This window comes from uncultured Tessaracoccus sp. (assembly GCF_947286155.1).
Classification (GTDB): Bacteria; Actinomycetota; Actinomycetes; order Propionibacteriales; family Propionibacteriaceae; genus Arachnia.
This window is the reverse complement of record NZ_CAMYPD010000059.1, coordinates 1-13,841: the sequence shown is the minus strand read 5'-3', so window position 1 is coordinate 13,841 and position 13,841 is coordinate 1. Positions and strand designations below refer to the sequence as shown.

The window sequence follows — 13,841 nt, the reverse complement described above, 5'->3', positions numbered from 1 at the left end:
GGAAGATCCAGTGGCGATTTTGCGCCCAAAGACGGGCCACAATCTGCCACCTAGCTGTTGTGGGTCATGACGTTGTAGTCGGCGCGGTGGGGTGAGGGAACGGGCCCCTGACCGGCACCAGGGGTAAGGCTAGAAGCCGAGCTTGCCGAGCTGTTTGGCGTCGCGCTGCCATTCTTTGAGCACCTTGACGTGCAGGTGGAGGTGAACGCGGGTTCCGAGCAGCTTGTTGATCTGCAGCCGGGCCGCTGTTCCGATCTCTTTGAGCCGGCCGCCGCCCTTACCGATAATGATGCCCTTCTGCGACTCCCGCTCGACGACGATGCTGGCGTACACGTCGGTGAGCGGCTTGTCCTCGGGTCGATCCTCGCGCGGCACGACCTCATCGATCATCACCGCAATGGAGTGCGGGAGCTCGTCGTGCACTCCTTCGAGCGCGGCTTCGCGGATGAGCTCCGCCATGAGCGTCTCTTCGGGCTCATCGGTGATTTCCCCGTCTGGGTAGTACACCGGGCCCTCGGGCAGCAGCTGGAGGAGCGCATCGGCGACGGTGTCGACCTGCTCCCCCGACGTCGCAGACACCGGCACGATCGCTTCCCACTCAATGCCGAGCTCCTGCGCGAGCTCATTCGCCGCAGCGATGCGTTGTAGCACGTGGGGCTTCGGCACGAGATCAATCTTCGTGATCAGTGCGAGCAGTTTCGGCGGATTCGTGAGCCCCTGGATCTCCTGCAGGATGTGCTTGTCACCAGGGCCGATTTTCTCGTTGGCTGGCAGGCAGACGCCGATCACATCGACTTCGGCCCACGTGTCATAGACGAGCGCGTTCAGCCGCTCTCCCAGCAGCGTGCGGGGCTTGTGGAGCCCCGGCGTGTCGATCAAGATCAGCTGGCCGTCGTCGCGGGTAATGATGCCGCGGATCGCGTGCCGCGTGGTCTGCGGCTTCGACGAGGCAATGGCAATCTTCTGCCCGACGAGCGCGTTCGTGAGCGTCGATTTTCCAGCGTTTGGCCTACCCACGAAGCAGGCGAAACCAGAGCGGTGGTTATTCGTCGTCGCTGGGCTCATCTTCGCCGCCTTCCTCCTCGGGCAGTTGCCGCACGAGCACCGTCGCAACTTGGTGACGACGCCCCATCGTGCGGTCTGCGATCATCTCAATGCCCTCGTACACAGTCTTCGACCCGGAGATCGGCACCAGGTCGAGCTGTTTGGCCATGAGGCCCCACACGGTGTCGACGTCTTCGTCGTCAAGGTCGCGGTCGAACAGCTCCCCCAGATCGCTGACGGACAGCCGCGACGACACTCGGTAACGGCCCTCACCCAGATCCACGACGTTCGGAACCTCCTGGTCGTACTCGTCGACGATCTCGCCGACGATCTCTTCCAGGATGTCTTCGATTGTGGCCAGCCCGGACGTGCCGCCGAACTCGTCGACGACGATCACCATGTGCGAGTGGTTGCGCTGCATCTCCTGCAACAGCTCAGAAACTGGTTTGGAGTCGGGGCAGAACTCCGCAGCACGCATCACTTCGCTCACGGTTTCGCCGCGCTCCGCATCGGGGTAGTCGAAAATACGCTTGGTGACGTCCTTGATGTAGACGATGCCGCGGATGTCATCGAGCCCCTCCCCGATCACGGGGATCCGCGAGAAACCAGATCGAAGGGCCAAGCTGATGAGCTGACGCAGCGTGTGGTTCTCCTTGATGAACACCATGTCGGTGCGAGGAACCATGACTTCCTTGACGAAGGTGTCGTCGAGGCCGAACACCGAGCGCACCATCTTCGACTCGCTGTCTTCAATCACCTCATGCTCTTCGGCGACGGAGACCATGTCGAGGAACTCCGCCTCGTTAGCGAACGGTCCGTCGGAGTAACCGCGGCCGGGCGTCAGCGCGTTGCCGATCAGCACCATGAGCTGCGCGACAGGGTTCAAGATGGTGGTGAGCACGCCCGCCGCGGCGCCGAAAATCTTGAGCGTGCGGATCGGGTTCTGACGCCCCAACGTGCGCGGCGCCACGCCCCACAGGATGAATGAGACGACGAGCATGATGCCGACGGTAAGCAGCACGCGCAGCCAGTCAGCGCCAAAGAAAGTGTGAATCAGGAGCCCGACAAGGGTGATCGACGAGATCTCCAACATCATGCGTGCGAACATGACGGAGTTCACCGTCGGTGCCGGATCCTGCGCGATGGATGCGATGCGCTCATGCGCCTTCGACGGTTCTTCCGCGACGAGGCGCTCCGCCTTGCCCTTCGTCGTCACCGCCACCGCAGCTTCGATGGCTGCCAGCAGGCTGGCAAAGACAGCGAAGACCAACGCGAGCGTCAGTTCGATCCATTGGGTTTGCGAGAACATCAGGCAGCTTCCTCTGCACCAGTTGACATGGGTTCGGGTTTGGCCAGTCGCCACACAACACCGACGCCCAGCACAATCATGCCAATCACCACCGACATGATAGGCAGCGTGACGACGAGCACCAGGCACGTGGCTGCACCGAGCACCTGCCAGGCGCGATGGTAGTGGCGGTGTGGCCCCGTCTGCGTGTAAGCGGACACATTCGCCACAAAGTAATACAGCAACACACCAAACGACGAGAACCCGATGGCGCCGCGAAGGTCGGCCAGCATCACCACGACGCTGAGCACGACCGCGACCGTCAGCTCAATCCTGTGCGGGGTCTTGAAGCGCTCGCTGGTGTGGTTGAACCATCCGGGCAGGTCGTGGGTGCGAGCCATCGCCAACCAGGTGCGCCCGATGCCCGACAACAGGCCCAGGAGCGCACCCGCGCTGGCCGCCGTCGCACCGATGATCAAGATGGTCTTCTGCACCAGATGATCACCGACGAGCAACGTCAGCGGGGCTGCGCTGTCAGCCAGTGCGGCAACACCCACCCTGGCCACCAGCGTCAACGCGATGAGTGCGTAGAGCACTAGCGTGATGGTGAGCGCACCGATGATGGCTCGGCGAATATTGCGCTCGGGATCAATCACTTCCTCGCCCATCGTCGCGATACGCGCGTAGCCGGCGAAGGCGAAGAACATGAGGCCGGCGCTTTGCAGCACGCCGTACGGCGTCGTGGCCACCCACTCGAAGCTCGCCGAGGTTGGCGGCGAAATCCAACCCGTGGCCAAGGCTGTCACGATGCCGATGAGCGCGATCACCACGAGCACTTTGGCCGCCTGGGCGGTGCGGGTGGCACCCAAGATGTTGATGAGCACCATGAGCCACACGATGCCCACAGCAATGGGTTGGGCCCACCCCTCGGGCGCCCAGTACGACGAGAACACCATCGCCATCGCGGCCGCGGATGCAGTCTTCCCGATGACGAAGCACCAACCAGCAAGGTAGCCGGGCCACTCACCGAGGCGCTCGCGCCCGTAGACGTAAGTGCCGCCAGCCGACGGGTACTGCGCAGCCAGCTGCGCGGAGCTGGTGGCGTTGCACCAGGCCGCGAACGCCGCAAGAACGAGGCCAATAACGAGTCCACTGCCCGCAGCAGCGGCGGCCGGACCCCACACCGCGAAGACGCCAGCCCCCACCATCGACGCCACACCGATCGCGATGGCATCGCTCAGCCGGAGCTGCCTCGCCAGTTGGCTCATCGCGAACGCTCCAAGCCCCATGCTTGGATGATCTTGTCGTTGAGGCCGAACATGATCGCTTTCTCTTCGGGCTCCGCGTGGTCGTGCCCCAGCAGGTGCAGCAGCCCGTGGATGAGCAGGTACTCGGCTTCTTCGTCGGGTTGGCGCCCGTTCTCCGCGGCTTGGCGCTGCGTGACCGCCGGGCACAGCACGATGTCGCCGAGCATCCCCAGCGGTGGGTCTTCGTCGTCGGAGGGTTCGCGCAGTTCATCCATGGGGAAGCTCATCACGTCGGTCGGCCCAGGCAGGTCCATGAAGCGTTCGTGGTAGTCAGCCATGGTTTGCTCGTCGACGAGGAGGATGGAGAGGTCGGCTTGGGGATGAATGCGCAGCCGATCGAGCGCGAAGCGTGCCAAGCGCACGAGGCCCTGTTCATCGGCCTCCATGCCGGATTCGTTGTTGAGGTCGATCACTTCCGCTTCGCCTTTCGCGCGTCCTGCGCAGAGTCGTACTCGTCGTAGGCTGCGACGATCTTGCCCACCAGTCGGTGACGCACCACGTCGCGGGCTGTGAGATTACAAAACGCGATGTCGTCCACCCCGTCGAGAATGCCTTGCACCAGCTGCAGCCCGGAGCGCGCGCCGCCGGGAAGGTCGATCTGGGTGACGTCACCGGTGACGCAGATCTTCGAGCCGAAGCCGAGCCGGGTGAGGAACATCTTCATCTGCTCGGCAGTGGTGTTTTGCGCCTCGTCCAGGATGATGAACGCGTCGTTGAGGGTGCGGCCACGCATGTAGGCCAACGGCGCCACCTCAACCACGCCCGAGGTGAGCAGCTTGGGCACGGAATCCGGCTCCACCATGTCGTGCAGCGCGTCGTAGAGCGGGCGGAGGTAGGGGTCGATCTTGTCGCTGAGTGTGCCGGGCAGGAAGCCAAGCTTTTCACCGGCCTCAATGGCAGGCCTGGTGAGGATGATGCGGTTCACTTGCTTCGTCTGCAGGGCCTGCACCGCTTTCGCCATAGCCAGGTACGTCTTGCCCGTTCCAGCGGGACCAATGCCGAACACGATGGTGTGACGATCGATCGCGTCGACGTAACGCTTCTGGTTCAGCGTCTTGGGCCGAACCGTGCGTCCACGCGAGCTGACGATGCTCTGCGTGAGCACATCCGACGGCGACTCATTCTCGGCGGTCATCGTGACGACCCGCTCGACGGTTTCCGGAGAGAGCCCCTGGCCGGTTCGGAGAATGGCGATGAGCTCGCTGATCACGTCGTTCGCTCTGGTCACGGCTTCCGTCGACCCGGTGAGTGTGATCTCAGAGCCTCGCACGTGCACGTCGGCTTCAAGCAGTGATTCGAGTACGCGCAGATTCTCGTCGCTGGGGCCGAGAATGCTGATCATGTCGATGGATGGTGGAACGCCGACGGTGCGGGTTCCGGGCAACTGATGCAGGGGGTTCAGGGGGCTGGCCTTCCGACGTGGCCCGACGTCGTTCGTCGGGCATGTTCAGCTTAGCCGTCGACGATGGTTCAGTCATCACCCGTTTCGTCGTCTTCGTTGATGATGTGCATCGCCGCTTCCTCGGCTGATGCCGCTCCTCCGCTGATTCCCATTTCTCTACCGACGTTGCGATCGTCGCCGACGATCAACCTCCCGGCGCGCTGTTGGCCAACCTCGCGGTCTTCAAATAGAGGGTTCCATTTGCCGCTGAGTTTCTGGGGGTCGTGCTCGGGCTCTTCTTGTTTGGCGCGCATATCGATGCTTTCCCCTTGCCGCATCTCTGCGACGGTGGTGCCGTATCCCATGCCTGGGCCCCAGTTGTCCGGCAGGATGTAGCCCTCGTCCAGCACGTCGTCCACGCCGCGATCGATCAAGGTATCGCCAGCTTGGAGTTGGTCGAGTTCGACGTCGTTACGTTCCGATGCTTCATTGCCTTCCATGCACCAAGTCTGCCATCTTTCTTCCCTCTTTGGGCTGGGCACACGAAGAAAGTGTCCCTGAGATCAACTACCATCTCTCCGGTGACAGATACTCAATTCGCCCAGCGTGGTCGAGGCCACTACGACATTATCGCCGTCGCGTTCGTCGGCCTCCTGCTGATCTCCAACGTTGCCGCCACGAAGCTTATTCAGTTCGGCCCCGAGGTGAACGTCCTGGGCTTCCCTGTGCTGCCTCTCATCACCGACGGTGGCGCCATCTTGTTTCCACTCGTCTACGTGATCGGCGATGTGCTGGCCGAGGTGTACGGGATGAAGGGTGCGCGTCGGGCGATTCTGATGGGCTTCGTCATGGCGGCGCTGGCGTCGGTGACCTTCCTCCTCGTCGGCATCGCCCCACCGGCGGCAGACTGGCCCAACCAGGAGGCCTTCGACGCGATCTTGGGCTTCGTACCGCGCATCGTCCTGGCGAGCCTGTGTGGCTACCTCGTTGGCCAGCTTCTCAACGCCTGGGTGCTGGTGAAGATTAAGGCCCGCACTGCAGAGAAGGGCCTGTGGGCGAGGCTGCTAGGTTCCACGCTGGTGGGTGAAGCCGCGGACACCACGGCGTTTTGCCTCATCGCGTTCTATGGCGTCATCACCGGCGGCACGATGATCAACTACATCCTCGTCGGCTACATCTGGAAGGTACTCATCGAGGTGCTCGTCATGCCGATCACCTACCAGGTCATCAAACTCGTGAAGCGCTACGAGCCGAGTTACGTAACAGCCAGCTGACGCCTGACTGGAAGGTACGCCTACCGCGAGCAGTAACGTCCGAGGAACTCGTCGCGGTTCGTGTGCTTCCACTCACCTACCGGGCGGTCGTATGGGCGAAGCACCAGGAACCCGTACAGGCGCCCCGCCAAGAACTGTTGGGAATCCCGACGACAGGCCTGACCGCCGAGTTACCTGGTAACGTTCGGCCATGCGAGGAGCAGTAACGGTGAGCCCGAGTTGGGCAGGGTGGCGCTGGCTGCGCATGGCAGGTCTCATCTGCTGCCTGCTGCTCTTTGCGCTGGCCGTCAACGGCACTCACAGCCGAGGCGAGCTCGCGGCCCCGGAACCATACTTCTTGGTGGCCCTGTCTGTGCTCTTCTTGCTCGTTGTTTTCAGCATTCGACCGACATTCTTCGCCGCCGTGTTCGTATTGACCCTCGCCGTAATGCAGTTCGCGATCGGTGGGCAATATGACGGCGCTGCATGGTTCCTCGCATATGGCCTCATTGTCGACGTCAATTCACGGAAGCCTGCATGGCTCTGGTTCGTCATCCCACCGGCGCTTGTGGCGGCTGCAGTCGTCGTCCGCTCGTCACCCAGCCATGTCTTCGCATCGCTGGCATACATCCTCGTGCTCACGTTGTTGGGACAGTTCATACGTTTAACGTTCTCGGGAATGCGCTCCGCCCAGCGTGTGCATGCACTCGAACGAGCACTGGAGGCAAGGAGCATGCGACAAGCCGTGCATGATTCAGCCGGGGCAAGGCTGACCCAAGCCCTCATGCTTGCGAGAACCATCAGGGCGCACCCGGAGCTGCCAGTCGCTCTCCAAGCGCCCGTCGATTCCCTCCTCGCCGTCACGGCAGCAGGTGCCAGTGAGGTGGAATCGCTCGTCAAGCCGCCTTCCTCCGGGCCCGGTGTGACGCCGAACGGAAAAGTTGAGGAGACATGGGCGCAGGCTACGAAGACACTACGCTCGGCTGGTTTCAGGGTCGTCGATCACATTGACCCGATGCCGCCGATGGATCCCAGCGTGAAGCGCGCAATCCTCCGCACCATTGACGAGGCAACGGCAAACATTTGTCGGCACGCGCTGCCGCGGACCCAAGTGACCCAGACCCTAAGGCACACCGGCTTGACGTTGGAGGCGACCTGGGTAAACGAGTCAATGCCAGACGGTCCTGCGTCTCTCCACGGCCTTGGGTTGGCGGGAATCCGGGCGCGCGCCGAGGAACTCGGCGGTCACGTGGAGGGCGGCAAGGTAGGCGGCCACTTCCGTCTGCACGTCTCATTGCCTGAGGCAGGACAGAGTGTCTAGAGAACCGGAACCAAAAGATGGCATAGCCGTCGGCATCATCGATGATGATCCGCTGGCCGTGACGTGCTTGACGGCGCTGCTCTCCGCAGCTCAGGTCCGTGTCCTGTGGAGCTGTCTCCACCCCGACGAAGCCTTGGGCCAGCTAGGGGACGCGCTGGCACTACCAGACGTCCTGGCAGTTGACATTCGGATGCCTCAGATCGATGGCTACGCATTGACGCGGCTGGTCAAGAGAAAGTTCCCCGACCTGCCCATCGTGATGTTGACATCACTTCGAGAGCCCGCGGCCCTTCGGAACGCGCTGGAGGCCGGAGCCTGCGGCTACATGGTGAAGTCCGACCCTCCCGCGAGCCTCGCCCTCGGGCTGAAGGCAGCCTGTAGCGGGCTTCGCCCGCTCTCAGCCACCGTTCCGATGGAACTCGGAGCCACCGCTCCGAAGGTCAACCCATCGCCGTTAACTCCTCGCGAGACAGATGTCCTCAACTACTTGGCCATGTCCTTCACAAACGACCAAATCGCAAGGCGCCTGCGCATCTCCCCCGAGACCGTCAAATCACACGTGTCGGCCATCCTCCGCAAGCTCGACGTGCCTGACCGTGTCGGCGCTGTGGTCTGGGGAATCCGCAATCGCATCGTACGCTGACGAGCCCAGCAGACACCACGGCCATCGCGGTGAACCAATCGTACACACGATGATTCCCACCGCGATCGCTGCAACCATTCGTCCGTGAGTTGTCTTCTTGTGCGACGCCACTCACAGAGCCTGACCCACTCCAACCAACGCTCACATCCCCCTGGGGGATCCCCCATTCTGGGGATGGCAAAACTCAAAGCGGCCATGCTTTGATTTCGCTATTCTGACACCAGAACGGAGTTCAAAGAAATGAGCGTAGGAAAACGAACTGCTTCGATATTGACAGCGGGAATCATGGCGGTGACATCCATTATCCTTGTCACTTCGACAGCTAACGCAGCAGGCTGTGGCGTCTATGCGAGCCAGCCATACAAGTCGACTTCCGGCGCGGGAGTCGCGAAGGGAAAGATTGGCCGAAGCGGATGCAGTGGGTCCGTGGTCCGGATCGACGGTCGGCTGATGCACGACCAGCCACTTTGGGCAGATCTCGAACGGGCTTCAGCAAGAAACAGTGCTGTCAATTGGAGCGCGACCATGTCTTGGCAACGCCCCAATACCACCACTGCGAACGGTTGGGGTTGGTATACCGACGTCACCACTTCTTCCGGTCAGAAAGCCAAGAGTAGCACTGTCGTGCTCTGGCGAGGCTGAGGGTGGCAGAGAGCAAGGCTCTGGAACTTTCGGGCGTCACCCATCGATATGGGCGACGCCCGAGAGTCTCCGATGTCACAACACGATTCGATACAGGCGTGACGGGACTGCTGGGGCCCAACGGCGCCGGCAAGTCCACGCTGATGAAGCTGATTACGACTGCGCTCCCATTGCAGGAAGGAACGATCACCCACGGTAAACTCGTTTGGGGACCACAACGTGCGCAAGAGATTCGGAAGCTGGTCGGTTATCTTCCCCAACGCTTTGAAGTCATGGGCTGGTCGAGTGTGCGAGACAACATCACCTATGCGGGCTGGGCACAGGGAATCGACGCACATGAACTCCCTCAGGCTGCGGAGCGAGTTCTTGATCTGGTGGACCTCCGTGAGCAGGCGAATCAGCGAGCGCGCACGCTGTCAGGTGGAATGCGTCAGCGGCTCGGCCTCGCCTGCGCCATGATTCATCAACCGCAAATCCTCGTCCTGGATGAGCCCACTGTCGGATTGGATCCCGTGCAGCGCCAACAACTGCGCGTTGCGATTCGGGCAGCAGGCTCAAGCGCCATCGTGATCATGTCCACCCACTTGGTCGAGGACCTAGCCACGGTGGCCGACAAAGTCGTCATCCTGCGCGAAGGCTCCATCGTCTTCGATGCTGACTTGGATCGGCTCCGTCAGCTCGGAGCAGGCCACGAAGCAGAGCACGCTTCCGTGCTGGAGGCCGGCTATCACGTAGCTCAGTCGGGAACGAGTTGAGAGCGATGGCCTGGCGACGGTTCACGCGCCCTTACAGCGCGCGCTCGCAGATCATACTTGTGGTGGCGATTGCAGTTGGCACCTTGCTGGTGAATCTGTCCCTCCTCCTAGATGAACTCGCCACCGTTGACATGCGAGATCTCGTCAGAGCGCTCAAGGCGCAGCTGCCCTTCTGGTCGCTGCCATTGGGCTGGTTGGCTGCATCAGCGATGGCCCCCCACGCGCCAACTTCGATGATCGTAGGGCCAGTGCCCGGCCGCAATCGATCGGAGATCATCACCCGGCAGATGCTGACGCTGGCTGGCGTCGTCGGTTTGGGGACACTGTTCGGAGTCCTGCCAGCCACTGTCAAGCTGATGCTGACGCAGCATTGGACATGGGCAGACGTCTTCTCACTCCTCGCAGCCGTGGTCTCGATGGTGAGTCTGATACCGATCGGCGCCGCGGCCGCCGCGCTCATCGGGTGGAGGGTCGGCTTGGTCGTGGCTCCAGTCGCCATCGTCGCTGCCACGCTCGTCCCTGCGTTCGTGATTAACGACGTGCTCCTCGCCAATCGTCCAGCATCCATCATGAGCCTTGCCCCCGTGTGGTCTCTGGCAGTGCCAGACCGTGGCTCGATGCTCGTGTGGCAGGTGGAGCTGTTGCGCATCTGCTACTTCGCCCTGTTGTGGCTGTGCATGTCCAAGGTGACGGTAGCGCTGGCCGAGTGGCGAGCAAGCCATCAAAAGCTGGGCTTACCGATCGTCGGTTGGGTTGCCATGCCTGTTATCGTCATGGCCGTCGTTGCCTTCCAGCAGCCCATCTTGTCTGTCGAGGACCCCGGTGATCAGGTGCGCTGCGACAGCCGCCAAGGCCTCGAGGTGTGTCTGTATCAAGTCGACGAGGTGCATCGTTCGCTCGTCTACGATGCCTATCGACCGCTGGTAGAGCTGGTCGCCGCGGATGACGAGTTGGTGATGGTCACCCAAGATCAGGAAGCGCAAGTTCCCCACAGGGACACGCTTGTGCTAGGGAGGCTGGGTCACGATCCGTTCCGGTGGCTTCCGCTTGAGCTGACTTCGTCGGTCTTCACCATCACGACCGAAGCCTGCGCGCCCGAAGCCACGACTTCCACTGAGCTGGCCAACGCAGTCGCCCACCAATTGCTGCGTCGGGCGAGCAACAACGCCTCATCGCCCCAACTCAAGCAGGCATTCGAGTCACCAATGGACGAAGTGACACCATTTATGAACCCAGCAGCAGATACCCAATTGCAGGCCCTGCCTGACGAGGGCTTTGCCGCATGGTTCAGCCAGAACCGAGAGGCCGTCGCTTCGTGCACGCTCAGGGAAGCAGATCTCCCGTGATGCGTTGGTTGCAGGGCCGGTTCCCCTTGATCGTCGTGGCCAGTGCGGTAATCACCATTGTGGCGCTCTACTTTTGGTGGTGGCCCTTCTTCGACGGCCCCTGGGCTCCGAGCAACGATCCCCGAATCGTTCAGTTGCATGAGGTGCTTCCGATGCTCGGCGGCTCAGTCGCCCTGGCAGCGCTGCAGCCACGCGTGCACTGGATCGACGCCCAGTCTCCGCGGCGCATTGCCGTGATCTCAACGGCCTCGATGGCCGTGGTCATTCTCGGCTTTGCAGCACTCCCAATGTTCACTCGTTTACTCTGGTCGCTGGGCGACTGGTACCTCTTCTCAATCCCCCAAGACAGCATCTTGCATGAGACCCGAGCTCTGCCGACCTACCCATTCTTCGCGGCCTTCGCCCTGAACATCGTTGCTGTTCTCGCCCTCACTTGCGGATGCATCGCCGCACTGGGTCGGATCGCCGGACCCTTCACCATGTTTCTCTGGTTCGGTCTCCTTCTCGTCGCACAGGGACAGGCGAACTGGCAAGGGCTGGCGCACTCCAAGTTCAACTCGCTGACCATGGAACCGACGCTGCCCGATGTGGCGATCGCGGCGACGTGCCTTGTCCTGGGGCTGGGTGTCTATTCCCTGAGCCGAGGTGGCACTCGCCCCACCTTGTTCGATCTCAGAGGGAAGTAGCCCTGGGCTGAAAACCGATACCGACTTGCGCGAACAGGCAGCCCATCGCCAGCACGTTCACACCGACACCTTGCATGCAGAAGACTTGTGCAGCATCCAACACACAGGTATCCCTGAGCCATGACGACGATCTAGATCCGCGATGTGCCCGACGACGTGAGCCGGGGGTCTGTTGTCGGTTGGGTTGGCTCCTTGTTTGCATCACCTGAGGGTCGTGCTTGAAGGATGATCCACATGCTGAAGCATTGCTTTGAGGAGTTCGACCGCGACGCGGTCGGGCTGGTGCACTCTGGTATGACCCAGACTCAGGAGGAGCGCAACCGCTTCGCCCTACCGCGAGTAGAAACGTCCGAGGAACTCGTCGCGAAACTCGTGGAACCGACCCTGCTGCATCGCAAGACGAATGTCATCCACGAGACGCACGGTGAACCGTTCGTTGTGGATGGTGGCCAGCGTCGAAGCCAGCATCTCCTTCGCCTTGAACAGGTGATGCACGTAGGCGCGGGTGTAGTGCTGACAGGTGTAGCAGTCGCACCCTTCTTCCAAGGGAATGAAGGAACGACGATGCTTGGCGGTGTTCACGTTGTACCGGCCGTCGGCGGTGTAGATGGCGGCGTTTCGGGCCACGCGGGAAGGGTTGACGCAGTCGAATGTGTCGGCCCCCGCTTCGACCGCCGCAAACAGGTCGTCGGGCTCTGAGATGCCCAGCAAATGGCGAGGCTTACCTTCCGGCAATTCGTCGACCATCCAACCGATGATCTCCCCCATCTGCGACTTCGTGAGCGCCCCGCCGAGACCGAACCCGTCGAACATCTGCCCGTCGACGCTGAGCTCGGCGAGCCCGCGCGCGGCCTTGCGGCGCAGATCCTCGTACTGGGCTCCCTGGATGACTCCAAACAGCGCTTGATACGGCTTGCCGACGCGTTCCTCCGTGAGCTGCTTGTGCGCGGCGAGACAGCGCTCCGCCCAGCGGTGCGTCCGCTCCACAGACTGCTCCTGATACTCGCGCGTGTTCATCAAGGTGGTGAGCTCGTCGAACGCGAACATGATGTCGGCGCCCAGCTCGTGCTGGATCCGCATCGAAACCTCGGGGGTGAAGCGATGCGGGTCGCCGTTGAGATGCGAATAGAACGTGACACCATCCTCGTCGACGTGCGCCCTGCGCTCCTTGCCGGGCGCCACCGCGTCGTCGTTGGCCTCGCCCACCTCCATCGAGATGACCTTCTTGAAGCCCGCGCCGAGGCTCATCACCTGAAACCCGCCCGAATCGGTGAACGTGGGGCCCGGCCAGTTCATGAACGGCGACAACCCACCAGCCTCATCGACAATGTCCGCTCCCGGCTGCAAGTAGAGGTGGTACGCATTCGCCAGCACGGCCTGCGCACCCAGCTCGCAGACAGTCTCAGGCAGCACCGCCTTCACCGTCGCCTTCGTGCCTACGACGATAAACGCCGGCGTCTCGATATCGCCGTGCGGGGTGTGGATGGTGCCGGTGCGGCCCCCACACCCTTCGAGCCGGGTGCCTACCTCGAACGAAAAACTCACAACAACTCCAACTGTCCGAGCGCCACGGCCCCCGCCGTCGAGGTGCGCAACACGTGGTCGGCGATGCGCACCGGCTGCGCACCAGCCGCGACGAGCACGTCGAGCTCATCAGGTGCAATACCGCCCTCCGGCCCGACGACCACCGCAACGTCGCCTTCCACCGCCACGTCGCGAATGTGCTGCGAGGCATCCTCGTGCAGCACCAACACCGTCGAGACGTCGCTGAGCACGTCGGGCAGCTGCTTGGTCATCGCAAACGACATCTCAGGGATACTGAACCGCCGTGACTGCTTCGACGACTCCCTCGCCGTGGCTTCCCATTTCGCGAGGGCCTTGTCGCGTCGCTCTGCCGGCCACCGCACGATAGAGCGGTCCGCCTGCCAGGCGACGATCCGCGAAGCACCCATCTCCGTCAGCATCTGGACCGCGAGCGTGGAGCGGTCCCCCTTCGCGAGCGCCTGCACGGCGGTCACCCGCCGACGAGGCTCCTCGCGTCGCACCGCTTCCACGGTGACGGTGAGCGTCGATTTCGTAGAATCGACGACGCTGCCCTCAATACCGAGGCCCTTGCCGTCGGCAACGAGCACGTGCTCCCCTACCTCGACGCGCTTGACCGTCGCGTGACGAGCT

14 protein-coding genes are annotated in these 13,841 nt (G+C 62.3%); 6 read left to right on the top strand and 8 right to left on the bottom strand.

Translation table 11 applies throughout. The features are described from left to right. Positions 1-129: 129 nt before the first annotated feature. The 6 genes from era to Q0X68_RS11855 form a co-directional block, all read right to left on the bottom strand. Positions 130-1,065, bottom strand: a complete 936-nt coding sequence (gene era, locus Q0X68_RS11880; RefSeq protein ID WP_297752067.1) for a GTPase Era — start codon at positions 1,063-1,065, stop codon at positions 130-132. Then, the gene (locus tag Q0X68_RS11875; RefSeq protein ID WP_297752064.1) at positions 1,043-2,353 is read right to left on the bottom strand and encodes a hemolysin family protein; all 1,311 of its coding nucleotides are present in this window, start codon (positions 2,351-2,353) and stop codon (positions 1,043-1,045) included. The genes era and Q0X68_RS11875 overlap by 23 nt, the downstream gene beginning before the upstream one ends. After that, complete coding sequence (locus tag Q0X68_RS11870; RefSeq protein ID WP_297752061.1) at positions 2,353-3,600, bottom strand: APC family permease; 1,248 nt, start codon at positions 3,598-3,600, stop codon at positions 2,353-2,355. Before Q0X68_RS11870 ends, Q0X68_RS11875 begins: the two co-directional genes overlap by 1 nt. Then, positions 3,597-4,052 carry an rRNA maturation RNase YbeY gene (gene ybeY / locus Q0X68_RS11865; protein WP_108871828.1) on the bottom strand — a complete coding sequence of 152 codons (456 nt, stop codon included), beginning with the start codon at positions 4,050-4,052 and terminating at the stop codon, positions 3,597-3,599. Before ybeY ends, Q0X68_RS11870 begins: the two co-directional genes overlap by 4 nt. After that, a complete protein-coding gene (locus Q0X68_RS11860; protein WP_297752057.1) occupies positions 4,049-4,981 on the bottom strand; it encodes a PhoH family protein in 933 nt (310 codons plus the stop codon). The genes ybeY and Q0X68_RS11860 overlap by 4 nt, the downstream gene beginning before the upstream one ends. 128 nt (positions 4,982-5,109) lie before the next feature. Then, a complete protein-coding gene (locus Q0X68_RS11855) occupies positions 5,110-5,520 on the bottom strand; it encodes a DUF5709 domain-containing protein (RefSeq protein WP_297752054.1) in 411 nt (136 codons plus the stop codon). An 81-nt stretch (positions 5,521-5,601) separates the two neighbouring features. Here Q0X68_RS11855 and Q0X68_RS11850 point away from each other — a divergent pair, with 81 nt between their 5' ends. From Q0X68_RS11850 to Q0X68_RS11825, 6 genes are all read left to right on the top strand, one after another. After that, positions 5,602-6,294, top strand: coding sequence for a queuosine precursor transporter (locus Q0X68_RS11850; protein ID WP_297752052.1), 693 nt, complete (start codon positions 5,602-5,604; stop codon positions 6,292-6,294). A gap of 244 nt (positions 6,295-6,538) precedes the next feature. Next, a complete protein-coding gene (locus Q0X68_RS11845; RefSeq protein WP_297752049.1) occupies positions 6,539-7,594 on the top strand; it encodes a sensor histidine kinase in 1,056 nt (351 codons plus the stop codon). Then, a complete protein-coding gene (locus tag Q0X68_RS11840; RefSeq protein ID WP_297752046.1) occupies positions 7,587-8,237 on the top strand; it encodes a response regulator transcription factor in 651 nt (216 codons plus the stop codon). Before Q0X68_RS11845 ends, Q0X68_RS11840 begins: the two co-directional genes overlap by 8 nt. A gap of 644 nt (positions 8,238-8,881) precedes the next feature. Next, on the top strand, positions 8,882-9,634 hold the full coding sequence (locus tag Q0X68_RS11835) for an ABC transporter ATP-binding protein (protein WP_297752043.1): 753 nt from the start codon (positions 8,882-8,884) through the stop codon (positions 9,632-9,634). Positions 9,635-9,696: 62 nt separating this feature from the next. Then, positions 9,697-10,980: a hypothetical protein gene (locus Q0X68_RS11830; protein ID WP_297752040.1), complete on the top strand. Its 1,284-nt coding sequence runs from the start codon at positions 9,697-9,699 to the stop codon at positions 10,978-10,980. 26 nt (positions 10,981-11,006) lie between these two features. Further along, positions 11,007-11,666, top strand: coding sequence for a hypothetical protein (locus Q0X68_RS11825; RefSeq protein ID WP_297752037.1), 660 nt, complete (start codon positions 11,007-11,009; stop codon positions 11,664-11,666). A gap of 330 nt (positions 11,667-11,996) precedes the next feature. On the opposite strand, the gene tgt is transcribed toward Q0X68_RS11825, so the two are convergent. Both tgt and Q0X68_RS11815 read right to left on the bottom strand, forming a co-directional pair. Further along, on the bottom strand, positions 11,997-13,211 hold the full coding sequence (tgt, locus tag Q0X68_RS11820) for a tRNA guanosine(34) transglycosylase Tgt (protein WP_297752034.1): 1,215 nt from the start codon (positions 13,209-13,211) through the stop codon (positions 11,997-11,999). Then, positions 13,208-13,841: 16S rRNA (uracil(1498)-N(3))-methyltransferase (locus tag Q0X68_RS11815; protein WP_297752031.1), on the bottom strand; the 634-nt coding region annotated here is incomplete at its 5' end. The genes tgt and Q0X68_RS11815, both read right to left, overlap by 4 nt.

Bases quoted from the DNA above. Each gene is read 5' to 3' on its own strand.
- Q0X68_RS11855 (WP_297752054.1), bottom strand. From the start codon at position 5,520: ATGGAAGGCAATGAAGCATCGGAACGTAACGACGTCGAACTCGACCAA.
- Q0X68_RS11860 (WP_297752057.1), bottom strand. From the start codon at position 4,981: ATGATCAGCATTCTCGGCCCCAGCGACGAGAATCTGCGCGTACTCGAA.
- Q0X68_RS11845 (WP_297752049.1), top strand. From the start codon at position 6,539: ATGGCAGGTCTCATCTGCTGCCTGCTGCTCTTTGCGCTGGCCGTCAAC.
- era (WP_297752067.1), bottom strand. From the start codon at position 1,065: ATGAGCCCAGCGACGACGAATAACCACCGCTCTGGTTTCGCCTGCTTC.
- Q0X68_RS11870 (WP_297752061.1), bottom strand. From the start codon at position 3,600: ATGAGCCAACTGGCGAGGCAGCTCCGGCTGAGCGATGCCATCGCGATC.
- Q0X68_RS11875 (WP_297752064.1), bottom strand. From the start codon at position 2,353: ATGTTCTCGCAAACCCAATGGATCGAACTGACGCTCGCGTTGGTCTTC.